Source organism: Bacteroides sp. L008, assembly GCF_040812255.1.
Classification (GTDB): Bacteria; Bacteroidota; Bacteroidia; order Bacteroidales; family Bacteroidaceae; genus Bacteroides; species Bacteroides vicugnae.
Map to the genome: position 1 here is coordinate 450,199 of NZ_JBFNXO010000002.1, position 26,866 is coordinate 477,064.

The window sequence follows — 26,866 nt, forward strand, 5'->3', positions numbered from 1 at the left end:
GTTCTTTGGTAATGCGTTAATCCTTTTTTGAGGGTAACGCATTTTTTTTATGGACGAACTTAGAAATAACAACTTATTATAACAACAAAAGAAATGGAAAAGGAAATCAAGAAAGTTCTCGTTTTGGGTTCTGGAGCACTCAAAATCGGACAAGCCGGAGAGTTCGACTACTCAGGCTCACAAGCACTGAAAGCTTTGAAAGAAGAAGGTATCAGCTCAGTATTGGTAAACCCGAACATCGCAACCATTCAGACTTCTGAAGGTATTGCCGATAAAGTGTATTTCCTTCCCGTAAATACTTATTTTGTAGAAGAAATTATCAAGAAAGAACGTCCTGATGGTATCTTGCTGGCATTCGGCGGACAGACTGCGTTGAACTGCGGTGCGGAACTCTACACACAGGGTATTCTTGATAAATACGGAGTAAAGGTGCTGGGTACATCGGTAGAAGCTATCATGTATACAGAAGACCGTGATTTGTTCGTGAAGAAACTGAACGAAATCGATATGAAGACTCCGGTTAGCCAGGCAGTAGAAAACATGGAAGACGCCATTGCTGCTGCACGCAGAATAGGTTATCCTGTCATGGTACGTTCTGCTTATGCATTGGGTGGTCTTGGTAGCGGTATCTGTGCCGACGAAGAAGAATTCCTGAAACTGGCTGAAAGTTCCTTTGCTTTCTCTAAACAAATTCTGGTAGAAGAATCTTTGAAAGGCTGGAAAGAAATCGAATTTGAAGTGATCCGTGACGCTAACGACCATTGCTTCACAGTAGCCAGCATGGAAAACTTTGACCCGCTGGGTATCCATACCGGTGAATCCATCGTAGTGGCTCCTACTTGTTCACTGGATGATAAAGAACTGACTCTGTTGAAAGAACTTTCTACTAAATGTATCCGTCACCTCGGCATCGTGGGTGAGTGTAACATTCAGTATGCTTTCAACTCTGATACGGACGACTACCGTGTGATTGAAGTAAATGCCCGTTTGAGCCGTTCTTCTGCATTGGCGTCTAAAGCTACCGGTTATCCGTTGGCATTCGTTGCTGCTAAAGTAGCACTCGGCTATACACTCGACCAGATCGGTGAAATGGGTACTCCGAATTCAGCATATTCAGCTCCTGAACTTGACTATTACATCTGTAAGATTCCTCGTTGGGACTTGACTAAGTTTGCCGGTGTATCTCGTGAAATCGGTTCAAGCATGAAGTCGGTAGGTGAAATTATGTCTATCGGCCGTTCTTTCGAAGAAATCATCCAGAAAGGTCTTCGTATGATTGGTCAGGGGATGCACGGTTTCGTAGGTAACGACGAACTGCACTTTGACGATTTGGATAAAGAACTTTCCTGTCCGACTGACTTACGTATCTTCTCTATCGCACAGGCCATGGAAGAAGGTTACACTATCGAACGTATCCACGACCTGACTAAGATCGATCCCTGGTTCCTTGGCAAACTGAAAAATATCGTAGACTACAAAGCTAAATTGTCTGCTTATAATAAGGTAGAAGATATTCCGGCTGACGTGATGCGTGAAGCGAAGATCTTAGGTTTCTCTGACTTCCAGATTGCCCGCTTCGTCTTGAACCCGACTGGAAATATGGAGAAAGAAAACTTGGCTGTACGTGCTCATCGAAAAGCTTTGGGTATTCTTCCGGCTGTGAAACGTATCAATACCGTCGCTTCCGAACATCCGGAACTGACTAACTACCTGTATATGACTTATGCAGTAGAAGGTTATGATGTAAACTATTATAAGAATGAAAAATCAGTAGTGGTACTGGGTTCGGGTGCTTACCGCATCGGTAGCTCGGTTGAGTTTGACTGGTGTTCGGTAAATGCCGTTCAGACAGCCCGCAAGTTGGGTTACAAGTCAATCATGATCAACTACAACCCTGAAACGGTTTCTACTGACTATGATATGTGCGACCGTCTGTACTTCGACGAACTTTCGTTCGAACGTGTACTCGACGTAATCGATCTGGAACAACCTCGCGGTGTGATTGTCTCTGTAGGTGGACAGATTCCGAACAATCTGGCTATGAAACTTTACCGCCAGTCGGTTCCTGTACTAGGTACTTCTCCGATCTCTATCGACCGTGCTGAAAACCGTAACAAGTTCTCCGCTATGCTCGACCAACTAGGTATCGACCAACCGGCATGGATGGAACTTACCAGTCTCGAAGAGGTGAAAGGATTCGTAGAAAAAGTAGGCTATCCGGTATTGGTTCGTCCTTCTTACGTGCTTTCGGGAGCTGCTATGAATGTTTGCTACGATGATGAAGAATTGGAGAACTTCCTGAAGATGGCTGCCGAAGTTTCTAAAGAATACCCGGTAGTTGTTTCTCAATTCCTTGAAAATACAAAAGAAATTGAATTTGACGCTGTTGCCCAGAATGGTGAAGTGGTGGAATACGCAATTTCCGAACACGTGGAATTTGCCGGTGTGCACTCCGGTGACGCTACACTGGTATTCCCGGCACAGAAGATTTACTTTGCAACGGCACGCCGTATCAAGAAGATCAGCCGTCAGATTGCCAAAGAACTCAATATCTCCGGTCCGTTCAATATCCAGTTCCTGGCTCGTAACAACGAAGTGAAAGTTATCGAATGTAACTTGCGTGCTTCTCGTAGCTTCCCGTTTGTGTCTAAAGTTCTGAAACGTAACTTCATCGAAACAGCTACCCGTATCATGCTGGATGCTCCGTACTCACGTCCGGACAAATCTGCGTTTGATATCGATTGGATTGGTGTAAAAGCTTCTCAATTCTCTTTCTCTCGTCTGCACAATGCCGACCCGGTATTGGGTGTGGATATGTCTTCTACGGGTGAAGTTGGATGTATTGGGGACGATTTCTCTGAAGCATTACTGAATTCAATGATTGCTACCGGATTCAAGATTCCTGAAAAAGCGGTTATGTTCTCTTCCGGTGCCATGAAGTCGAAGGTGGATTTGCTGGATGCTAGCCGTATGTTGTTTGCTAAGGGATATCAGATTTATGCTACTGCCGGAACTGCAGCTTTCCTGAACGCTCATGGAGTAGACACAATTCCGGTTTATTGGCCGGATGAAAAACCGGGTGCAGAGAACAACGTGATGAAGATGATTGCTGACCATAAGTTTGATTTGATCGTTAACATTCCGAAGAATCATAGTAAGCGTGAATTGACGAACGGCTATCGTATCCGTCGCGGTGCGATTGATCACAACATTCCATTGATTACAAATGCTCGTCTGGCAAGTGCCTTTATCGAAGCATTCTGCGAATTGAAATTGGGTGATATTCAGATCAAGAGCTGGCAGGAATATAAATAAACTGTTTTAGTCGTTTATTTAAGAAAAAGAACTCTTTCTTTGGCTTGTTCAAAGAGAGGGTTCTTTTTTTTATGTGCCTTGCTACTGGTAGTTCCGCACTGTGAAACTAGAGTTTCGTCGGCGTGAAACTAAAGTTTCATCGGTGAGAAACTGGAGTTTCACCAGTGAGAAACTAAAGTTTCAGTGGCTGGAAACTAACTAAACTAAGGCTTCCTTGATTTCATCATCCGAAGGGATGAAAGTCTTATATCGGAAGGATGCATTGATAAAGTGTGACGGCATGGTGGCGGAAAATGGTGCTGTCACCATGCCATCACGTCTTGCTGTCACAGTCTTACTTGTTTATAGTCAATGCATTATTAGGCTTTGGGTGACGGATGACAGCAACTTGTAATATTTAAAATCTCTAGTAGAATGTTTTTTTGCTTTTTATTATTTACTTTTGTTTCTTGAAAAGATAAAATCAGATTTAGCAATGTTAGTACTTCTATCTTGTGCCAAGACTATGAGTGAAACTTCAAAGGTAAAAGTTCCTTTGAAGACGGTTCCACGATTTCAAAAAGAAGCTTCCGGGGTTGCTTTGCAAATGTCACAGTTTTCGGTGGACGAACTGGAGCGTCTGTTGCGTGTGAATGCTAAGATAGCTGTGGAAAATTACAAGCGTTATCAGGCTTTTCATGCAGAGGGTACACCGGAACTGCCAGCTTTATTGGCTTATACCGGAATTGTGTTCAAACGGCTGAATGCAAAAGATTTCTCGAAAGAAGAATTTGAATATGCACAGGAACACCTGCGGCTGACTTCCTTTTGTTATGGGTTGTTGAGGCCTTTGGATGTCATTCGTTCCTATCGGTTGGAAGGAGATATAGTGTTGCCTGAACTGGGCAATCAGACGATGTTCTCTTATTGGCAGTCTCGCCTGACGGATGTGTTCATAGAAGATATAAAGAAAGCCGGCGGCATACTTTGCAATTTGGCCAGTGACGAGATGAGGAGTTTGTTTGATTGGAAGCGGGTAGAAAAAGAGGTGCGTGTCATCACTCCCGAATTTCAGGTCTGGAAGAATGGAAAATTGGCTTCAATAGTGATATATATCAAAATGTCCCGTGGTGAAATGACACGATTCATTCTGAAGAATCGAGTTGAAAATCCGGAGGATCTGAAAGGCTTCTCTTGGGAAGGATTTGAGTTTAACGAATCTCTTTCGAATGAAAAGAAGTTTGTATTTACTAACGGTAAAGAAGTATAAAGTATGACGGAAGTTGAGAAGATGCGTAGTAGCCAGTTGGCTGATATGTCTGCACCGGAATTGCAGGTACGTTTTGAACATGCCAAAAAACTATTGGCACGTATGCGGGGAATGAGTACATACGATGCGGGGTATAGGGAATTATTGGAAAAGTTGGTGCCGGGGATTCCTGAAACTTCTATTATATGCCCGCCTTTCCATTGCGACCACGGAGACGGAATTAAGTTGGGTGAACATGTGTTTGTTAATGCCAATTGCACTTTCCTCGATGGAGGATATATCACGATTGGTGCTCACACACTGGTCGGCCCTTGCGTGCAAATTTATACGCCGCATCATCCAATGGATTATCAGGAAAGAAGAGGCTCTAAGGAATATGCTTATCCGGTGACGATTGGTGAAGACTGCTGGATTGGCGGCGGCGCTATTATCTGTCCCGGTGTGACGATCGGTAATCGTTGTGTGATAGGAGCGGGGAGCGTTGTGACGAAAGATATTCCCGACGACAGTGTTGCAGTCGGGAATCCGGCACGTGTGATTCGTAAATAGGTTGCTTTATCTATTAGAAGGACTGGACGAAGTGAAAGTTGCAAGAAAAAAACTTTTTTGTATTATTTGTTGATAATCAGAGCTTTCCTTTATTAGACAAAAACTTTCTTGAAAAATAATACATGAAATGTTTGCAGAATTCAAAAAATGCCGTACCTTTGCATCGCTTTTGAAACGGAAGTGTAAGGGCGTTTAGCTCAGCTGGTTCAGAGCATCTGCCTTACAAGCAGAGGGTCGGCGGTTCGAATCCGTCAACGCCCACACAAAAAAACGAAGCACTTCCGGCTCATTAACAAGGGCGTTTAGCTCAGCTGGTTCAGAGCATCTGCCTTACAAGCAGAGGGTCGGCGGTTCGAATCCGTCAACGCCCACACAAAAAGAAGTCTTACGGATGAATTCGTGAGACTTTTTTTTATTTCTTACCTCTTTTATACAAACTTTCTTTCTCCTTTTACCTTATAACTCAGGAAAAAGAGTTAATTTTGCAGTCTGATAATTATCTAAGAAAACGTATGGAACTTGATGTATTGACGGCCATATCTCCGATTGATGGTCGATATAGAGGCAAAACTAAAGCTTTGGCAGCTTATTTCTCTGAATTTGCACTGATTAAATACCGTGTACAGGTAGAGGTGGAATACTTTATCACCTTGTGCGAACTCCCTTTGCCGCAATTAAAAGGGATCGATAGCAACGTGTTTGAAACTTTACGGAATATCTACCGTAACTTCTCTGAAGCAGACGCACAGCGCATTAAAGATATCGAAAGTGTAACTAACCACGACGTGAAGGCCGTAGAATACTTCCTGAAAGAAGAATTTGACAAGATGGGCGGAATGGATGACTATAAAGAATTCATCCACTTCGGACTGACTTCTCAGGATATTAACAATACGTCTGTTCCTCTTTCTATCAAAGAAGCATTGGAACAGGTTTACTATCCGTTGATTGAAGAGTTGATTGCGCAGTTGAAAACTTATGCAACAGAATGGGCTAACATTCCGATGCTTGCCAAAACTCACGGTCAACCGGCTTCTCCTACTCGTTTAGGCAAGGAAGTGATGGTATTCGTTTACCGTCTCGAACGTCAGCTGGCCATGTTGAAAGCATGTCCGATTACCGCTAAGTTTGGTGGTGCTACCGGAAATTACAATGCGCATCATGTAGCTTATCCTCAATATGACTGGAAACAATTCGGTAATCGGTTTGTTGCAGAAAAACTGGGGCTGGAACGTGAAGAATATACTACGCAGATTTCGAACTATGATAACCTCTCTGCTGTTTTTGATAGCATGAAGCGTATCAATACAATTATGGTCGATATGAATCGTGACTTCTGGCAGTATATCTCTATGGAGTACTTTAAACAGAAGATCAAAGCCGGAGAAGTGGGCTCAAGCGCCATGCCGCATAAAGTGAATCCGATTGACTTTGAAAATGCGGAAGGTAACCTGGGTATAGCAACGTCTATCCTGGAACACTTGGCTGTGAAACTTCCTGTTTCCCGTTTGCAGCGCGACTTGACAGACTCGACAGTGCTGCGTAATGTAGGTGTGCCTTTCGGTCATATCGTGATTGCCATTCAGAGTTCTTTGAAGGGATTGCGTAAACTGTTGCTGAACGAACCGGCTATCTATCGTGACTTGGATAACTGCTGGAGCGTAGTGGCAGAAGCTATTCAAACTATTCTGCGCCGTGAGGCTTATCCGCATCCGTATGAAGCTTTGAAAGCTTTAACCCGGACCAATCAGGCTATTACAGAAAGTTCTATTAAAGAGTTTATCGAAGAATTGAATGTAAGCGAAGATATTAAAAAAGAGTTAAGAGCAATCACTCCCCATACTTATACGGGGCTTTAATTGTTTACTTATATAATAAACGTGTTTTTAAATAGGCCGTGAGGCCAAAGTCTAATTTTATTCGAATAAAAAAAATGAGCACAGAAAACGAAGAATGGCGCGAAAATTCTTTCAATGAAGAGAATACAGGTGCCGGCCGTGATGGTAACAGGTCTTACAACAGAGAAGGTGGAGAACGTCCGTATCGTCCTTCTTACAACCGTGAAGGCGGGGATCGTCCGTATCGCCCGCGATTTAATGCCAACAATGAAGGAGGCGAACGCCCGCAGCGTTCGTATGGTGACCGCTCTTATGGCGACCGTCCCCAACGTCCTTCTTACAATCGTGAAGGTGGCGATCGTCCGTATCGTCCTCGCTTCAATAACAATAATGAAGGAGGCGAACGCCCGCAACGTTCTTACAACCGCGAAGGTGGTTCTTATGACCGTCCCCAACGTCCTTCCTACAATCGTGAAGGTGGTTCTTATGACCGTCCCCAGCGTCCCCGTTTCAATAGCGGCGAAGGTAGTGACCGTCCTCAACGTCCTTCTTACAACCGTGAAGGTGGTGACCGTTCGTACCGTCCCCGTTTCAATAACGGCGAAGGTAGCGACCGTCCTCAACGTCCTTCTTACAACCGTGAAGGTGGTGACCGTCCGTATCGTCCCCGTTTCAACAACGGTGAAGGTGGTGGCTATCGTAGCAACAACGGTGGTGGCGGCTATCGTCCGAGATACAACAATGACCGTTCACAAGGAGGCTATCGTCCTCGTCCGCGTACCGGCGATTATGATCCGAATGCTAAGTATAGCGTAAAGAAACAGATCGAGTACAAGGAACAGTTTATTGATCCGAATGAGCCGATCCGTCTGAATAAGTTCCTGGCTAATGCCGGTGTTTGTTCACGTCGCGAGGCTGATGAATTTATCACGGCAGGTGTGGTTTCTGTAAACGGTGAAATAGTAACGGAATTGGGTACAAAGATCAAACGTTCGGATGTGGTTAAGTTCCACGATGAACCGGTAAGCATCGAACGTAAGGTATACGTATTGTTGAATAAGCCGAAAGATACGGTTACTACATCGGATGATCCGCAGGAACGCCGTACGGTAATGGATCTGGTAAAAGGCGCTTGCAACGAACGTATTTATCCCGTAGGACGTCTTGACCGTAACACGACTGGTGTACTCTTGCTGACGAATGACGGTGATCTGGCTTCCAAGCTGACACACCCGAAATTTCTGAAGAAGAAAATATATCATGTTCATCTGGACAAGAACCTGACAAAAGCGGATATGGATCAGATTGCAGCTGGTATCCAGTTGGAAGATGGCGAAATCCATGCAGATGCAATCAGCTATACAGATGATTTCAAAAAAGACCAGGTAGGTATCGAAATTCACTCCGGTAAGAATCGTATCGTTCGCCGTATTTTCGAATCACTGGGTTACAAAGTAGTAAAACTCGACCGTGTGTTCTTCGCCGGACTGACCAAAAAAGGGCTGCGTCGCGGAGACTGGCGTTACCTGTCGGAAGCAGAAGTAAACTACCTCCGTATGGGATCGTTTGAATAATAAGTCAATAAATAACAACTTGACAGAGGACGAGGAAAGAGAGCAGGAAAGAATGAACCCTGTAATTGAAACCTCGTCTTCTTGTATCTAAAAAGAAAAAGTTAAATGGAAAAGATTGGTAGAACAAAAATTGTTGATCTGTTGAAGCGCACAGATATTGGCGCGATGGTCAATGTGAAAGGATGGGTTCGCACCCGCAGAGGTAGCAAACAAGTAAACTTTATCGCACTGAATGACGGTTCTACAATAAATAATTTGCAGGTCGTAGTAGATTTGGCTAATTTCGATGAAGAGATGCTGAAACTGATTACTACCGGCGCTTGTATTAGCGTGAACGGAGAAATGGTAGAGTCAGTAGGTTCCGGTCAGAAAGTGGAAGTACAGGCTCGTGAAATCGAAGTGCTGGGTACTTGTGATAATACATATCCATTGCAGAAGAAAGGTCACTCTATGGAGTTCCTGCGCGAGATTGCTCACTTGCGTCCGCGTACGAATACGTTTGGTGCTGTGTTCCGCATCCGTCACAACATGGCGATTGCTATTCACAAGTTCTTCCATGAAAAGGGCTTCTTCTATTTCCATACGCCGATCATTACGGCTTCCGATTGTGAAGGTGCCGGACAGATGTTCCAGGTGACTACCATGAACCTGTATGACTTGAAGAAAGACGAGAGAGGCTCTATCTCTTATGAAGATGATTTCTTCGGTAAGCAGGCAAGTTTGACCGTTTCCGGTCAGCTGGAAGGTGAGTTGGCTGCTACTGCTTTGGGAGCTATCTACACATTCGGTCCTACGTTCCGTGCCGAAAACTCCAACACTCCCCGCCACTTGGCAGAGTTCTGGATGGTTGAGCCGGAAGTTGCTTTCAACGATATTACAGACAATATGGACTTGGCGGAAGAGTTCATCAAATATTGTGTGAAATGGGCGTTGGATAACTGTGCGGATGATGTGAAGTTCCTCAACGATATGTTCGACAAGGGCTTGATTGAACGTCTGCAAGGTGTATTGAAAGATGAGTTCGTACGTCTGCCTTATACAGACGGTATCAAGATTCTGGAAGAAGCTGTTGCGAAAGGCCATAAGTTCGAGTTCCCGGTTTACTGGGGCGTGGATTTGGCTTCTGAACACGAACGCTTCCTGGTGGAAGAACACTTCAAACGTCCGGTGATTCTGACTGACTATCCGAAAGAAATCAAAGCCTTCTATATGAAGCAGAACGAAGATGGTAAGACTGTACGTGCAATGGACGTTCTTTTCCCGAAGATCGGTGAAATTATCGGTGGTTCCGAACGTGAAGCGGACTATGACAAGCTGCTGACCCGTATTGAAGAAATGCACATCCCGATGAAAGATATGTGGTGGTATCTGGATACCCGTAAGTTTGGTACGTGTCCTCATTCCGGTTTCGGACTTGGTTTTGAACGTCTGTTATTATTCGTTACAGGTATGGCGAACATCCGTGACGTGATACCGTTCCCGCGTACACCGAGAAATGCTGATTTCTAATATTTCGGTATATTTATGTAAAACTCGCATAATCTTTGGGTTATGCGAGTTTTTTTATGTCTTTGATAGTTATATTCTCAAAATAAATATTTATATTTGGACATACGCCTTCGAGAGTGTTAACTAAAATCATACGACAATGAAAAAGCTCTTTTTCTTTACCATGCTTTCAATGATGTTGTTAGCGGTAACAGGTGCGATGGCCCAAAAGAAAACAAAATTCAAAGCGGCCGATTTAAAAGGTATTTGGCAGCTCTGCCACTATGTGTCGGAATCTCCCGATGTGCCGGGAGCATTGAAACCCAGTAATACATTTAAAGTGTTGAGTGATGACGGACGGATCGTGAACTTTACCATTATCCCCGGTTCGGATGCCATCATTACAGGATATGGAATGTGGAAACAACTGACGGATGATTCTTATAAAGAAAGTATCGAGAAGAATATTCATCTGCCAATGTTGGATAATCAGGATAATATCCTCGAATTTGAAATAAAAGACAATGATTATCTGTGTCTGAAATATTTCATCAAGAATGATTTGAATGGAAACGAGTTGAATACCTGGTATTATGAAACTTGGAAACGGGTGGAGATGCCGGCTAAATTTCCGGAAGATATTGTGAGATAAGCAAGGTTCGCAGACTGAAACAAAATTGCGCACATCCTCTTTTTTAAAGAAGGTGTGCGCAATTTTTGTATAATAATATGAGAATAGACAAAAACAAAAGTGTTTTGGACGAAATCTACATTGACGCATATGGAATCAAGGATGAAAAAATAGATATATAAAGCCTTTCTTTTCGGCAATCCCTAATTTTGCTATCGGTAAAGATGAGACATTAAATCTAAAATAAATCATTAAAACTATAAATATGGAAATGAAAAGAGAGTTGTATATGGCGGTTTTGGGAATAGGTCTGCTGACCGCTTGTGATATTCCTAAAGCGGGTACGCCGGAATGGTTTGAAACTGCGGTGAAAACATCCGGTCATCAGTTACTTTATATGGCGGATCAGTTGAAAAATGTACCTGACACAGTTTGTTTTCCACGTTCTACCAAGGCGGATGGAAGTTACCGTCTGGAAAATGCCAAAGACTGGACAAGTGGTTTTTATCCCGGTTCCATGTGGCTGGCCTATGAGATGACAGGGGATGAGGCGTTGGCGAAGGAGGCCCGTAAATATACGAACCGTCTGGAAGATATTCAATATTATACAGGAAACCATGATATTGGCTTTATGATGTATTGTAGCTACGGACAGGCGCTTCGTTTGAAACCGGAACCGAAAGATAAACAGGTTTTGGTGAATTCTTCCGAGAGCCTTTGTGCACGTTTCAGTCCGGAAGTCGGCTTGATTCGTTCCTGGGATTTTGGGGATTGGAGTTACCCGGTGATTATTGATAATATGATGAATCTTGAGATGCTTTTCTGGGCATCCGAACAAACCGGAAATTCTAAATATCGTGATATTGCGATGGCTCACGCTGACAAAACCTTGAAGAATCATTTTCGTGAGAACATGACTTCCTATCATGTAGTCAGCTATTCCGTACCTAGCGGGAAAGTGGAGTCTAAAGGAACTTTCCAAGGATATTCCGATTCTTCCGCCTGGGCACGCGGACAAGCATGGGGAGTGTATGGTTACACGATGTGTTACCGCTTTACGAAAAATTCCGCTTATCTGGAAGCTGCGCATAAGATTGCCCGATTTATAATGGAGAACCGTCCTTCGGAAAATGATTATATTCCTTACTGGGATTATGATGCACCGGATATTCCGAACGCCCCGCGTGATGCTTCCGCCGCGGCTGTTACCGCTTCCGCTTTGCTCGAACTATGCGGATATACAGATGATAAGAATCTAAGTAACAGTTATATGGAGTATGCGGAAAATATATTAAAACAGCTTTCTTCACCGGATTATCTGGCGAAGGAGAATGAGAATAAAGGATTCATCCTGAAACACTCGGTGGGTAGTTTTCCACATGATAGCGAGGTGGATGTACCGTTAAACTATGCGGATTATTATTATCTGGAAGCATTAAGACGATATAAAGAATTGAAGAAGTTCGGCTAAACAAGAATGAATATAGAATGAAAAACGCTTAACTGCTAGATTATAAATAACAAATAACCATGAAACTTACTTTATATACTCTTACAATTTGTTTATTGGCATCCGGACTGTATGCTCAACAGTCGCCTGTCAATATCCGGCTGAAAGATGTCACTTTGATGCACGAAATGCGTGCTACTCCCTCGCCGTCGGACAAAGCAGTGGTTGCCGACCGTATCGTTTCTTTTCAATGGCCGTTGCAGGAAGGGCTTTATGTGGTAGAGAGCGGGCTGGACGGGCTGGATACTAAGCATAAGGTTGACAAGAGTAAAGTCCGTTATAGCTTGCGCTACTCTCAAGATCCCACTTTCAAGACCGGGGTGGTACAGGTGGAAACCCGTTGGCCTTTTTACAATCCGGAGAAAGACTTGACACCCGGCGTGTGGTACTGGCAATATGGCAACGTAAAGGATGGAAAGACAAAATGGGCTACGGTTCAGCAATTTACGGTGGAAACCAATCCTGACAAGTTCTGTCCGCCTTCCCTGAAAGAAGTCCTCGCCAAAGTTCCACATGAACATCCCCGCGTCTGGCTTGATAAAAAAGAGTGGGAGCACTTTATCCGTCGTAGCATTTCCACTCCGGAACGCAAGATTTATATCTCGGCTGCCAACAAGGCGATGAAGACACCTATGAAGTCTATCAATGACGTCAACACCAAGCTGCTCGCAAATTTGAACAGCGAAATGGAGCGCAACGCAATGCTTACTCGTGAAAGTCGCCGTATTGTCGACAGAGAAGAGTCGAACCTGGATGTTATCATACGTGCTTATATGCTGACTAAAGAACGTCGCTATGCCGATGAAGCCATCAAGCGTATCAAGGAAATTATCACTTGGGGGGAAAGTGATAATGTGAAAGGCGATTTTAATGACGCTACTTTCGTATCACTTGGCACATTGGCTTATGATGCTCTCTATGACCTTCTGGATGAAGATACCCGAAAAGACCTGCTTGCTTGCATCCGGAAGTATGGAAACAAGATGTATGACCATTATAATAATTATCTGGAAAATCATATCGCTGAGAATCACGTCTGGCAAATGACGCTCCGGATTCTTACAATGGCGGCTTTCACTGTTTACGGTGAACTGCCCGAGGCTGATACTTGGGTAGATTACTGCTATAACGTGTGGCTTGCCCGTTTCCCCGGTCTGAATAAGGATGGTGCATGGCATAATGGCGACTCTTATTTCACTGTAAACACACGTACATTGATAGAAGTTCCTTATTTTTACAGCAGGCTGACCGGATTTGATTTCTTCTCTGATCCCTGGTATCAAGGTTCGGTGTTGTACACTATCTATCAGCAACCCCCATTTTCAAAATCGGGCGGAAATGGTAGTTCCCATGAAAAGGTGTTAACGCCCAGAGGAGTAAGAGTCGGTTATGCGGATGCTGTCGCCCGGATGACAGGCAATACGTATGCTGCTGATTATGTGCGTACTATCCGGGCACGTCAGCCGAACATTTTGAATGAAGGCAGTACGTCCAAAGCAGGCGGACTGGCATGGTTCCGTTTGCAGTGTGACAAACCATTGCCTGTGGGGGCTGGTCTTGCCGACCTGCCTATGGGACACGTTTTCCCGCAATCCGGTCTGGCTTCATTCTCCACCCGTTTATCGCAGACAGAAAACAGTGCCATGATTAGTTTTCGTAGCAGTCCTTACGGTGGCACATCCCATGCACTAACCAATCAGAATGCGTTCAATACCTTTTGGGGCGGACAGTCGCTCTTTTATAGCTCAGGTCATGGTACTTCTTTTATTGATAAACATTCTGTTTATTGTTACCGTGCAACTCGTGCTCACAATACGATACTGGTTAATGGTATGGGACAGCGTATCGGTACCGAAGGTTACGGATGGATTCCCCGTCATTATATAAGTGAAAACATAGGTTATGTGGTAGGGGATGCGTCTAATGCATATGGAAAAGTAATCTCTCCGCTTTGGATAGAACGTGGCAAAGTTGCCGGGCTGGAATATACCCCTGAGAATGGTTGGGACGAAGTCGGACTGAAAACTTACCGCCGTCATATCGTGGAACTCGGAAAAACAGGTCTTACCTTTATCTATGACGAATTGGAAGCTGAACAGCCTGTCACTTGGAGTTACTTGCTGCATACGGTTACTAATCCGATGAATGTGGATAAAAGCAATCCGGATTGGGTACACGTACAGGCTACCAACAAAGAAGGAATCTCTGATGCTTACCTTTTTTCCACCGGAGTATTGAAAACCGATACGACCAGTCAATTCTTTACGCCTGCCGTCAATTGGCTGATTGCTGACGAGAAAGGTAATTTTAAAACGTACGCAAATCATTGGCATTTCACAGCTACGTCAGACAAGCAGAAAGTATATCGTTTTGCTACAATTATCGATACTCATGCCAAACTGACCCCCACCGCGCAGCCACGAATGTTGAAAGATGGCTGTATTGAGATAGGTGACTGGAATATCAAGGTTAATTTATCCTCTAAAGGTGCTCCCTCTTTTTTCGTTCGCAATACGAAGAAAGGTGAGAACGTAAGCATTGACTATAAAGGTAAAGCTACCATTGTCAAAGAAAACGGTACTGAAAAAGTCTTGGTTGATAAAGTACCCGAACTGGAAATCTAATCAGATAAAGACATTAAATATCAGGTAAAGACATTAAATATGAAAGCAATCAACTATATCCTACTAACTGCGATAGCACTTTCATTCAGTAGCTGTATGCAGCAACTTAAAGAAAAAAAAGAAGCGGCGGGAACTATTCCGCAGAAAGCATATGAGTATATGACAACCGCACGGTTGACGGTCAGTGAAAGCAAACGTCTGATAGCTAAGGGTATTGCGGCAAATAAAGATGTCAAGGACAGATTGGAGAACGGCATTGTCATCATAACTTTGGGAACAACTAATACTTATCTTGCAGAAGAACTTGCCGGACTGTCAGCTCCCCGGGGGAGTTTCGTCACAGGACGAATCTTCCCGAGTTCGAAAGAAGATTTTGCTAGAGGGATGAAACGTCAGTCGGAAATAGTATTAATGAAAGGGAAGCCTGCTGACATATCTTATGCCGATGCTTTAGCACGTATGAATGCGAAGGACATCGTGTTTAAAGGTGCTAACATGGTGAATTACGCCAAACGTCAGGCAGCCGTATGTGTAGGAGCACCCGACGGAGGCACTGTAGCGAAGCTGCGCAAATACACAGATGAAGGTAAAGGACGCTGGATTGTGCCGGTAGGCCTCGAAAAAGAAACAACGCAAGACCTGTTTGAAATTCAGAAGATAACAAATGGTGATATACAACGCGGTAAGGGTACAGTGCGTCTCAATGTAACGCAAGGCAATATCTATACTGAAATCGAAGCCATGAAAGAATTTGCCGATGTAGATGTTCACGTCACGGCGAAAGGTGGTGTGGACGGTGCTGAAGGTGGCGTGTCATTACTAATTTGCGGCACAAAAGCAGAAGTTGAGAAAGCGGAAAATATCGTGAAGCAATTGCAGGGCGAACCTGCTTTTATAGAAAGCGTTTCTGACTCAAAGAACTAAAATATCTATTACTAATGCAATAACAAGAACTATTTATGAAAAAAGTTTTATCACTCGTTGCGTGTATCGGTCTGTCGCTGGCACTGAATGCGCAAAACAAAAAAGTTTTCGGAACGAAAGACGGAGAACTGATACACGAAAGTTCGGAAAGCTATGAATGGCCTACGGATGCGAAAGTACTGGAAAAACTGGATAAATGGCAAGACGTGAAATTCGGTATCATGTACCACTGGGGCATTTACTCTGTGCCGGGTATTACGGAATCATGGTTGCTTTGTTCGGAAGACCGCTTTACCAAGCGCAGGGAGAGAGTAGCTCCGGACAAACCTTACGATGAATTTAAAAAATGGTACTGGGGATTGGCGGATTCATTCAATCCGGTCAAGTTCGAACCTTCCCGTTGGGCAGACATTGCGGCAGATGCCGGATGCAAATACCTTGTCTTCACCACTAAGCATCATGATGGATTCTGTATGTACGACTCTAAATACACGGATTACGGCATTACAAAAGGGCCGTATAAGAATGGAAAATACAGTGATGTCACCAAGCACCTGTTCGATGCTTTCCGGCAGAAAGGTTTCATGATTGGTACTTACTTTTCCAAACCGGATTGGCATCACAAAGATTATTGGGATCCGTTTTGGGCTACTCCCACACGTAACGTAAACTATGACGTAAAGAAATACCATAAGAAATGGGCGAACTTCCAGAAGTTTACCGCCAACCAGATTGACGAACTGATGAGCAATTACGGCAATGTCGACATTTTGTGGCTTGATGGAGGATGGGTGCGTAAACCGGAACAGGATATCAAGATGGATGAAATCGTAGACAAAGCACGCCGGAAACAACCGGGTCTTATCGTGGCGGACAGAACCGTGCCGGGACGTAACGAGAACTACCAGACACCGGAACGTGTCATTCCTGAGAAACAGATAAACAACCCCTGGGAAACTTGTATCCCTTTGGCTAAAACTTGGGGCTGGAGTCCGGACTCTGAATACAAATCCTGTTCATGGGTAATCAATATGCTGGCTGAAATTGTAGCCAAAGGCGGAAACCTGGCACTGAACATCGGACCTACTCCGGAAGGAGAGATTGAGCAAGGCGCTATCGACCGCTTGAAAGAAGTTGGTGATTGGTTGAAGCAGAATGGTGCGGCTATCTACGCCACCCGTACTACACCAAACTATAACTGCGGTAAAGTATGGTTTACTGCCAATAAAGACGGTAAAACATTATATGCCATCTACGCCCTGCCCGAAAAAGAGACATTGCCTGCCACCATTGAGTGGGAAGGTAACGAGCCGACAGGCAGAATGACTCTGTTGCAAAACGGCAAGAGCGTGAAGTATTCCTGTAAGGATGGCAAGGTGACTGTTACTCTGCCCAAAGGGTTGAAGAATGAACCGTTAGCCTTTAGCTTTAAAGTAAAAAAATGATAGTTTACAGTAAGTTTTATGAATAATTTATCAGTCTTATGTTTGGCTGTTGCAGGATTATCCGCCTGCAACGGTTCAAACTCAAAATCATCTGAAACAGCGAATGCTTCTTCAAGAAGCAACGCTGCAGAAAAGCCCAACATCGTTATTATACTGACTGACGACCAAGGCTATGGAGACATGAAGTGTTACGGCAACTCTCGTTTGCAAACTCCCAATCTGGACCAACTGGCGGCGGAGGGTATCCGTTTCACTAACTTTTATGCAGGTGCGGCAGCCTCTACTCCATCGCGCGCCGCCTTACTGACAGGGCGATATGCCGAACGGGCAGGCTTACAGGGAGTTGTAGACGACCTGTCCGTAAACGGATTGGAAAGCGATGAATTTACCCTTGCCGACTACCTGAAACAGAATAATTATGCTACCGGCATTTTCGGCAAATGGCATTTGGGATGTCTTCCCGAACACCTACCGCTCCGACACGGTTTCAATGAGTTTTTCGGTTTGCCTTATTCCAATGATATGTGGCCTTTCCATCCTCAGCCGGGACATCCGTACCGGGCATTGCCGCTTTACGACAATGAGCGCGTGGTGGAATATAATCCTACAGTGAATCACATGACTACCCGTATCACAGAACGTGCAACGGCATTCATTGACAAGCATAAGAATGAACCTTTTCTGCTTTATGTTCCTTATACACAGCCTCATGTTCCTCTGGGCGTATCGGATAAGTTCAAAGGAAAATCTGGAGAAGGGCTATATGCTGATGTAATTATGGAGATAGACTGGTCGGTAGGTGAAATAATGAAAACATTGAAAGAAAACGGTTTGGACGATAATACCCTGGTATTGTTTACATCCGACAACGGTCCGTGGCTGAGTTACGGCAATCACGGCGGTTCTACAGGCGGACTTCGTGAGGGAAAAGGTACTACTTTTGAAGGTGGGCAGCGTGTGCCGTTCATAGCCCGGATGCCCGGTCGTATTCCGGCAGGTAAAGTTTCCGAGCAGTTCCTGTCGGCTTTGGACATTACCCCTACCATTGTAGAACTGACCGGTTCACAAATGCCGCGGATGAACGAGTTCGATGGTGAGAACGTATGGATGACACTTACCGGACAAGCACAGAGTCATAAACCGTTTTACTTTTTATATGACGGTAAAGTAGAAGCGGTGAGAGACGGGAAATGGAAATGTGTGGCTCCTCACGAATATCGCATCGTGACAGAACCGGGAAAGGATGGTCTGCCGGGCGTGCAGCTTGCAAGGGGAGGCAAAACCGGCCTTGCGCTTTTCGATTTGGAGAAAGACCCCGAAGAGACTGTAGATTTGGTTGGGCAATATCCGGAGATAGCACAAAAAATGGCTGCCATGATGAATGATTTTCAGGTAAAGATGGCGGAATGTATTCAATAAATATAAAAAAGAATTTATAGCAGATAGATAGTTAAGAGTATCATGAAGAATAAAATCAAAGTATGGCTTGGCACAACGGTGGCGGTAATGTCCGTTTCCATGCAGTCAGTATTCGCGCAGTCGGATGGAACGGTTCAGCAGGTATTCAGCGGTTTCCATCGGTTTGCCGACGGTTTCAAGGTGAATGAAGAGGAGGCGGATGATAGTAAGAGTGGCATTACCCCATTGACTATGGGATGCATCCGGCAAAAGGGAAACCGGGAGTTTCCTTACCCGGTGAAGGGGCACGAGGTTATAACCAATCCGCCGGTTTTCACTTGGCCGATGGCTGATTACGAGTATCCTAAAGTCTTTCCTGTAAAAAAAGTAAGCGGAAAAACGGATCGCTGTTTGCAGTATGACTTCCAAATGGGACGTACAAGAAACTTTTCAGATAAAGATGTACTTACCCGTACAGGGTTGAAACTGGCCTTTTATAATAACCACAAGCCTCTCAAACCGGGTACGTGGTATTGGCGCTATCGGGTGTCAGGGAAATCCTGGTCGAAGGTATACGAAGTGAATATCCCCGAAAATCTTCCTAAATTTCAGTCACCGAATGCCGAAGAAGCGTATGATATGATACCGGAGAAGCATCCTCGTATTTTCGGAGAGGCCATATCCGGCAAAGTGCTGACAGCCGATCAGAAACAATTAAGGGCATCTTACCGGAGAGCTGCGAATGCGGCTTTGAATAAAGAGGTGGCGAGTTATAAGGTGAAAGGCGACCCCATACCTGCAACGGCTTCTGAAGTAGAACGAAAGCAAATCATGCAATTCCGTTTGAGATACGAAGTAGAAGGAATCAATAGAGATATTGAACATTTGTTGAATGGCTATCGGCTGATTTCGAACAAGGAATATCTCGATAAAGCTGTAGCCTTGGCAGATTACATTGCGGCAAAAGAACCGGCTGCAATGTATGCGGCTGCCGACTTTACGGGCGCCAAGTCCATGTCCGCCTTGAGTATGACCTATGACGTGGCCTATGCCTATCTGAACGAACAACAGAAAAAGAATTATAAGCACTTCATCACGACCGTCATTGGGCTGATTATAGACGATGCCATGCAGGAAAATGTCGGGTCGGCGGATGGCATACTATGCGCCCATTTCTTTCAGCATACCTTTTATAACGCATTTACTTCCGCTATCGTCATGAAAGGCCATGATGTACAGGCAGAGAAGTGGTTCGGTATGCTTTATGACATCTGGTTATCACGTTCACCGGGCGGCGGCTTCTTGTCAGACGGTGTCTGGCCTAACGGAAACATGGGCTATATCCATGTGAATATGGAATCGATGGTGAATAACTTCATCTTGTTTCGTAATCTTTTCAACGTGAATATCTTCAAGCATCCATGGTATGCCAATTGTGCCAATGCATTGGCTTACACGATGCCTGTACATTCTGCCGGTGACGGATTCGGTGACGGGAGCGACAAGGTCTATGAAGTAAACCGGCTCCGGGCAGAGTTTGCATACATTCTGGGGCAAGAGTTGAATAATCCGTTTGCTATCCATTACGCTTATGAGCTGTCCGGCCAATCACCTGACGCTCCATTCGCTTTTAAGAAAACGGACTTTGACACCTATCGTTTGCAGCATCGTCCGCGGAAGGTAGAGGCAGTGAATCTGGCGAACATTCCCCAGTCTGCCGTATTTCCTCAAACCGGTATCGTCGTCATGAATACCGATGTGCTGAATGCTTCGGACAATCTGTTTGTCTCGTTCCGTAGTTCACCTTTCGGATCCGGTTCTCACGGAATGGCAGAGCAAAACAGTTTCAATGTGTCCTACAAAGGAAAACCGATATTTTATCCTACAGGATATAAAGTGACGACACAAGACAAGCATTACTTGCTGGCACACAAGCATAGCCGGGCGCGTAATACCATTACCGTAGACGGAAAGACGCAGGCCTATTCGCATAGCGGTTACGGATGGATTGCCCGTTATCTGGACGGCAACGATGTTACCTATGCTTTGGGCGATGCTTCAAACGCATATGTACCTTTTGACCAAAGTGCCCTCAACTGGACTACTGTGTTGAAGAATGCACAGGCTTACACCTCCGAAAACGGTTTTATACTGGATGATAATGATAATCCGCAAGTCCGTAAATTCCGTCGTCACTTGGTGATGTTGCGTCCTAATATCATCGTACTATATGATGAACTGGAAGCGGAAAAAGAAGTAACCTGGACTTTTCAGCTTAATGGGCTTGAACGTGCAGGCATGAAGATTGGCGATGCCGGGAATTCACTGATAGCCGATACGGATAATTGTGATGTGCTTGCCCGGATTTTCGGAAGTTCCGAATTGACTACTTCCCTGGTTGATACGTCGTACGTCAAACCGTTCGACTGGCTGAACCCGCAGCGTGGAAGAAAAGCAATCGAGTTTGAAAAAAATCAATATCACGGTAAATTCGAGAACGTCCGTAAATGCAAGGATATGAGATTCCTGGCAGTTATTCAGATAGACGAATCCAACTCCATGTCATTTGCTGATGCGAAGCCGGATGCAGATAACACAATTGTCATCGGCAACTATCGTATCAAAGCGCAGATGGACACCAGTCAGGAAGCCCGTCTGGAAATTGAAAACAAGACGACGGGAGAATACCTGCTTTATGGCCCTGCCAACGGAGCAGTAAAAGCGAAAGGACGGAAGTTCTCGCATAGCACTTTATTGATTAATAAGACTTCCGGTTGTCAGGAGACAATCGACCGTTACCCTTTGATGGTACCTTGTCAGAAAGGATATTAAAAATGAAACAGGAGAGAGGGCTGAATATTATTCAGCCTCTCTCTTTCCTTGGTTTTTCACATAGTCGGAAGGCAGACAACCCATGTGTTTCTTGAAGCTGGTAGAGAAATAGGAGGGCGAGCTAAAGCCGACCTTGTTACTGATTTCGGAAATCGAATACCTTCCTTCCAGCAATAATTTGCAGGCTTTATTAAAACGGATACGACGGATAAAGTTAGCCGGCGGTTCCCCTGATATCGAGTTCATCTTGAGGTACAAGGAAGAACGGCTCATGCAAAGTTTCTCCGCCAAATCATCCGCCGTGAAATTTTCATCGTCAATATTTTCCTCGACTATCTGTATCGCTTTGCTCATAAACTCTTCATCCAGCGCATTGGACGTTATTTTCGCCGTATCAATGTCAATCGTGTTGGAATAGTAGTGCCTCAACCGCTGCTTTGCTTTCAGTATATTACTGATTTTACCTTTTAGCAGACTCATCGAGAAAGGTTTGGGGATATAGTCATCCGCACCGGTCTGGATACCGGTTGTCTGGGCTTCGATACTACCTTTGGCCGATAAGAGAATGACAGGAATATGGCAGGTCTGCATATTCTTTTTTATCAGTTCGCACAACTTTATCCCGTCAATACCCGGCATCATGACATCGGACAATACAATGTCCACTTTCTGTTCTTTCAGGATGGCCAGTGCCTCTTCCCCGTTTCCGGCGGTCAATGTGATGTATTTGGATTTAAAGTTATTCTTCAAATAGTCCACCATCTCTTTATTATCATCCACCAGCAGGATTGTTTCTGTAATCTCATCCGATGACTCATTTTCCGTCGGTGCGGCAGATTGCTCTATTGCCCGGAACTCTCCGTCCTCCACCATTGTTTCAGTGGCTAATGAAGCCGTTTGTAGTTCGGGGATATGCTGTTCATGTGGGTTCTCTATTTCTTCCGGAGCATATACTGACAGATCGGACGGCAACTCGATACGGAATTCACTGCCTTGGTTCGGCTTACTCTCCACACTGATACTTCCGTGATGCTTTTCGACCAGGCATTTGACTAATGAAAGTCCGATTCCGCTTCCCTTCCTGCCTTCGCTCGCCTGATAGAAACGCTCGAAGATGCGTGCTAATTTCTCCGGCGCGATTCCGACGCCGGTATCTTTGACCGTGAATCCGAAACAATTCTCTTTCTTCCAGACAGAGAGCGTTATCTCTCCACCGTCCGGAGTGAATTTGAACGCATTGGAAAGCAGGTTGGTTAGTATCATCTCCACATATGTTCTGTCTATCGGGAGCAGGCTCGCATCCAGTTCCGACCGGTACTGATAGGCAATGTTTCTTTTCTGCGCGTTCTCCTTGAACATCGTAAAGACATTTCCGGCCAGTTCATCCACGTTATTCATGGCAACATGAATGGGAAGCGCTCCCGACTCTGCCCTTCTGAAATCCAGTAACTGGTTGACAAGGTGAAGTAATTTGCGTCCGTTTCTGTACACATACGAAAGTTTCTGCTGAATCCGGTCGTCAAACTTATTCTTCTCTTCTACCAGTTCTTCCAGAGGAGCCAATATTAAGCTCAACGGAGTACGCAGTTCGTGGGACATATTGATGTAGAAGCGTACTTTCTCTTGGCTGATTTCTTCAATCTTATTGCGTTCCAGATGTTCAATCTGCATCTGCATTTTCATCTTCGCGCGGGCAATGAAGAAATAGAAGATGAAAGTAAGTCCGCCCAATGTAAATAAGACATAGAGCATCTTTGCCCACCATGTCTGATACCACATAGGAGTGATATGTACAAAGAATTCGGTCGGAGTAAGACTCCAGCGGCCATTGTTGTTGCAGGCTTTTACCTTGAATACATATTTCCCCGGCGGCAGATTGGAATAGGCGACACCTCTCGACGGAACAATCTGCCTCGAATAAATCCAGTCCTCATCAAATCCTTCCAGTTTGTAGGCAAACAGATTCCGTCTGCCGGAAAGATAATTGATTACGGAGAAATGGACGCTGAATAACTTGCGGTTGGAAGGAAAGGACATTCCTAATAGTTTCCCGTCATCTGCCTGGAAAAACTTGGAAACGCCATCTTTTATTTTTGCCACAGGCTGGTTCTGGATGCTGGCTCCCGTAATGACAGCATTCGGAGAATACGGATTGTCTACAAACTCATACGGATTGAAATAGGTAATTCCTTGCAGGCTTCCCAGAAAGAAGATGCCGTCCTTGGTCTTACACGCTCCGTAAGTGTTAAACTGCCCGTGGCTCAATCCGTCTTGTACGGTATAATTGAGGAACGTCTCTTCGGCAGGGTCAAAACAGGATAAACCTCGGTTGGTCGTGAGCCAGAGCCGTCCCCGTCCGTCTTCCAGTATGCCATAGATGAAATTGTTAGGCAATCCGTTCTGTGTAGAATAGCGGACTTGCTGTCCGACACTTCCGTCATCCGACTTATACAGGCCGTCGGAGGAGCCTATCCAGATACGATGATTGCTGTCTTCCTGTATGCAGAAAGCCTGTATCAGAGCCGGAACGCCGGATGTGCCGTCTTTCCATTCTTCCAGTTTGCCGTTGGCATATACGAACAAGCTTTCTTCCGTTCCAATCCATATCCGGTTTGCCGAATCGCGGTATAGGACGGATATGAGGATGGAGTTCAGCCGGGGATATTCTTGTGCCAGAGGATGCAGGGATAGCTGCCCGGTCTTTTTATCGAAACGGTACAATCCGATGATGGAACCTACCCAAAGTGTTCCGTCCTGTCCGTCCAGTAAAGAGTAACAACTGTTGCTGAAAGAGACAGCTTCGGGGAAAGTATAGTTCTCAATTTGCTTGGTGCGGGCGGATAAATAACTCAATCCACCGCCGTGGCTTCCTATATAAATGCCGTCCGCGTCGGGCAATACACATTTGATATTGTCCGATTGCAATGCGCGGGCGTTGTGATGATTGGCCCGGTAAACCGAGAAATGGTTGTTCTTACGGTCATACTCGTTCAGCCCGCCATCGTTGGTTCCTATCCAGAGATTGCCGGTATGCGGGTCTTCGACGATGCAACTGACCGTGTTGTCGCTGATGGAATTTTTGTAGGCTGAATAAACTAACGTCCCGAATGCCGGAGCCATGGGATGATGATAGTTCAGTCCGCCATAGAAAGTACCTACCCACATTCCTCCCTGATTATCTTTTAGAATGGAACGTACAGAGTTATGTCCCAATGAATTTTGATCCTCATGGGAGAAGGCGTGTCTCTGTATTTTTTCGGTTTCAGGTTCCAATATGAATAAGGCATTTATGGTACCGATCCAGATTCTTCCCTTGTCATCCTGTGCCAATGTGCGGACGGCCTTTTCAGCTAGTTGCTGCGGGCTTTTGTCATAATAATGTTTCTTTATCCGGAATTTTTCATCTATGCAATAGACTCCGTTGGTCAGCGACCCCAGCCAGCTGACCTGTTTTCTCGGGTCGTGGAGAATGGACGAGAACACTTCTTCTTTCAATTCCGGAAGCAGTTGCACGGCAGAATTGTCATGGGGATGGTAATGGTAGAGACCGGATGAAGTTCCAAGCAACACTTCATCTTTTATTTTACAAATGGAATAAACGTTGACTTTCCGCAGAAGGGGATGCAGGTTCATGTACCCCGTTTTTTTATCAAAGACAACAAGCCCGCTATTGGTTCCCAATAAGAGCTGGTTCTTGTCGTTCAGGTCTTCTATGGCGAATATTTGTATGGGTAATTTTCCGGGTAAGTAGAAATTGGTGAAGTTGTTTCCTACAATGTTATATCTGGATAGTCCGGTTAAAGTGCCTACCCACACAGTACCTTCTGCGTCGGTACAGAGTGAGTAAACATGATTGTTGGATAAACTGGTGCTGTCGTTCAGATTCTTGTAGAGGAGAGCGAAACGGTATCCGTCATACCAGTTCAGACCATCCATGGTTCCCACCCAGATTTTACCGTTATGGTCTTGCGTGAGGGCGAGAACCGTATTTTGCGACATTCCGTTATTGACCGACAGACGCCGGAAATGAATGTGTTCCGATCCGCCGGTCGCCGCATGGCAGAACGAAACGGATAGTAAACAGAGGAAGAGGCCGGAGATGAGGCTTGTTTGCAAATATCGGTTTCTCATGTGTGCTGAATGATAAATGTGAATACTACAAATGTAAGGTAAAGATAATCATCTTTCATTCAATAGCCAAATATACTTTCGGATTATTCATCTCACATTTCCAGCCTATTCGATGTTTTTACTTCTGTTCCATGGATGGGTTGATTTGTTTTAAGTAGCGCAGCAACCCTTCCACATAGTAGTAGTCGGCGTATGACAATCCACCTTCCAGTTCGCTGTTTCGGAGATAATTTCCGATAGCCTGCTTTATAATAAAGAAAGAATGTTTTCCCGGTTTGGCGAGATACGCATCGGAAGAGAGACTTTTCAGCATTTTTTCTCCGGTTTTGAAGTAGCCTTTATGGGGAGAGTAGGTGCTTAGCTCAATGAACGCCGATGCCGTCACGGAAGCGGCGGAAGCATCCCGTATCGTTGAAACCTGGCTGCCGGAATAGTCCCAATAAGGAATTCCGTCTGCCGGCAGGTTGGGATGCTGTATGAGAAAGTCGGCGATATGTTCGGCATGGCGCAGGTATTTCGGGTTCTTTGTTTCCCTGTACATCATCGTGAACCCATAAAGTCCCCATGCCTGTCCGCGTGCCCAGGTCGAAACACGGACATCATCGGAGCCGTTGTTCCAGTCGAATTTGCGGACTTCGCCCGTTTCCGCATCATAGTCTACCACATGGGGGCATGAATAGTTTTCGCGGTATTGGCATTTCATTGTTTTGTCGGCATGGGAAAGGGCGATGTGGCGCAATGTGGTGTCTCCGGATAATTTATAGGCTTCCATCAGTAATTCCAGATTCATCATGTTGTCGATAATAACCGGGAACTGCCAGTCACGTGTGCTGTCTTCTTCCCAAGACATGATAAGCCCTGTCTTGTATGAATAGCGTGAACTTAAAGTCTTGGCAGAACGGAAAATAATTTTGCTATAGTCCGGATTCCGGGTCAGCCGCCATCCGTTACCGTAGCTGCAATACATTTTGAAACCTATGTCGTGGTCGAAAGCATTGAACTGTTCCATTTCCAGTAAGGCAGTGGCACGTTCGGCACGCGCTTTCCATTCTTCTTTTCCGGTATATTCGTACACATACCACAACATTCCCGGAAAAAAGCCGCTGGTCCAGTCGGTCGGACTTACCATTCCCCGTTGGATGGAACGGGGAAGGCAAGATGTTTTTTCTACTTTGGCAGACATCTTCTGTGCCTGTTTCTCAATCACGGAAAAAGCGTGTTGAACCCATTGCGGAACCTTCTTTCCCGGTTCGGCGGCAAAGCTCTGCGAGTTTCCGCAGAAACAGGCGGTCAGGAGTAGAAGAATAAGTATATTTCTTTTTTGAAGTGATTTCATATCTCAACCAATGATGATAAGT

The 26,866-nt window shown here is 45.0% G+C and carries 16 protein-coding genes and 2 tRNA genes; 15 read left to right on the plus strand and 3 right to left on the minus strand.

What is annotated here, in order from left to right:
- Window positions 1-93 precede the first annotated feature (93 nt).
- Window positions 94-3,315, plus strand: a complete 3,222-nt coding sequence (gene carB / locus AB3G73_RS21010; RefSeq protein WP_217721412.1) for a carbamoyl-phosphate synthase (glutamine-hydrolyzing) large subunit — start codon at window positions 94-96, stop codon at window positions 3,313-3,315.
- 198 nt (window positions 3,316-3,513) lie between these two features.
- Here the strand turns inward: carB and AB3G73_RS21015 are convergent, their stop codons facing one another.
- Window positions 3,514-3,645, minus strand: coding sequence for a hypothetical protein (locus AB3G73_RS21015; RefSeq protein WP_367745559.1), 132 nt, complete (start codon window positions 3,643-3,645; stop codon window positions 3,514-3,516).
- Window positions 3,646-3,790: 145 nt separating this feature from the next.
- On the opposite strand from AB3G73_RS21015, the gene yaaA reads away from it, so the two are divergent.
- From yaaA to AB3G73_RS21085, 14 genes are all read left to right on the plus strand, one after another.
- Window positions 3,791-4,564 carry a peroxide stress protein YaaA gene (gene yaaA / locus AB3G73_RS21020; RefSeq protein WP_148366580.1) on the plus strand — a complete coding sequence of 258 codons (774 nt, stop codon included), beginning with the start codon at window positions 3,791-3,793 and terminating at the stop codon, window positions 4,562-4,564.
- Window positions 4,565-4,567: 3 nt separating this feature from the next.
- Entirely contained in the window at window positions 4,568-5,113 is a 546-nt protein-coding gene (locus AB3G73_RS21025; RefSeq protein WP_148366579.1) for a sugar O-acetyltransferase, read from the plus strand.
- 186 nt (window positions 5,114-5,299) lie between these two features.
- Window positions 5,300-5,374, plus strand: a tRNA-Val gene (locus tag AB3G73_RS21030).
- Between the two features lie 35 nt (window positions 5,375-5,409).
- Window positions 5,410-5,484 (plus strand) — tRNA-Val (locus AB3G73_RS21035).
- 141 nt (window positions 5,485-5,625) lie between these two features.
- Complete coding sequence (gene purB / locus AB3G73_RS21040; protein WP_195648650.1) at window positions 5,626-6,972, plus strand: adenylosuccinate lyase; 1,347 nt, start codon at window positions 5,626-5,628, stop codon at window positions 6,970-6,972.
- Between the two features lie 74 nt (window positions 6,973-7,046).
- A complete protein-coding gene (locus tag AB3G73_RS21045) occupies window positions 7,047-8,525 on the plus strand; it encodes a pseudouridine synthase (RefSeq protein ID WP_367745560.1) in 1,479 nt (492 codons plus the stop codon).
- 105 nt (window positions 8,526-8,630) lie between these two features.
- Complete coding sequence (gene asnS, locus AB3G73_RS21050) at window positions 8,631-10,034, plus strand: asparagine--tRNA ligase (RefSeq protein WP_148366576.1); 1,404 nt, start codon at window positions 8,631-8,633, stop codon at window positions 10,032-10,034.
- A 139-nt stretch (window positions 10,035-10,173) separates the two neighbouring features.
- Complete coding sequence (locus AB3G73_RS21055; RefSeq protein ID WP_195648648.1) at window positions 10,174-10,665, plus strand: DUF4488 domain-containing protein; 492 nt, start codon at window positions 10,174-10,176, stop codon at window positions 10,663-10,665.
- Window positions 10,666-10,915: 250 nt separating this feature from the next.
- Window positions 10,916-12,115, plus strand: a complete 1,200-nt coding sequence (locus tag AB3G73_RS21060; RefSeq protein WP_320974412.1) for a glycoside hydrolase family 88 protein — start codon at window positions 10,916-10,918, stop codon at window positions 12,113-12,115.
- A gap of 59 nt (window positions 12,116-12,174) precedes the next feature.
- Complete coding sequence (locus tag AB3G73_RS21065) at window positions 12,175-14,778, plus strand: DUF4962 domain-containing protein (RefSeq protein ID WP_148366574.1); 2,604 nt, start codon at window positions 12,175-12,177, stop codon at window positions 14,776-14,778.
- 39 nt (window positions 14,779-14,817) lie between these two features.
- Window positions 14,818-15,702, plus strand: coding sequence for a hypothetical protein (locus AB3G73_RS21070; RefSeq protein WP_367745561.1), 885 nt, complete (start codon window positions 14,818-14,820; stop codon window positions 15,700-15,702).
- Between the two features lie 35 nt (window positions 15,703-15,737).
- Window positions 15,738-17,147 (plus strand): alpha-L-fucosidase, encoded by a 1,410-nt coding sequence (locus AB3G73_RS21075; RefSeq protein ID WP_217721408.1) that lies wholly within the window; start codon window positions 15,738-15,740, stop codon window positions 17,145-17,147.
- A gap of 18 nt (window positions 17,148-17,165) precedes the next feature.
- Entirely contained in the window at window positions 17,166-18,566 is a 1,401-nt protein-coding gene (locus AB3G73_RS21080) for a sulfatase (RefSeq protein WP_259022138.1), read from the plus strand.
- A gap of 42 nt (window positions 18,567-18,608) precedes the next feature.
- The gene (locus AB3G73_RS21085) at window positions 18,609-21,377 is read left to right on the plus strand and encodes a DUF4962 domain-containing protein (protein ID WP_367745562.1); all 2,769 of its coding nucleotides are present in this window, start codon (window positions 18,609-18,611) and stop codon (window positions 21,375-21,377) included.
- A gap of 27 nt (window positions 21,378-21,404) precedes the next feature.
- Here the strand turns inward: AB3G73_RS21085 and AB3G73_RS21090 are convergent, their stop codons facing one another.
- A complete protein-coding gene (locus tag AB3G73_RS21090; protein WP_320980657.1) occupies window positions 21,405-25,508 on the minus strand; it encodes a two-component regulator propeller domain-containing protein in 4,104 nt (1,367 codons plus the stop codon).
- Window positions 25,509-25,626: 118 nt separating this feature from the next.
- Window positions 25,627-26,844 carry a glycoside hydrolase family 88 protein gene (locus AB3G73_RS21095; RefSeq protein ID WP_367745563.1) on the minus strand — a complete coding sequence of 406 codons (1,218 nt, stop codon included), beginning with the start codon at window positions 26,842-26,844 and terminating at the stop codon, window positions 25,627-25,629.
- Between the last annotated feature and the right edge of the window lie 22 nt (window positions 26,845-26,866).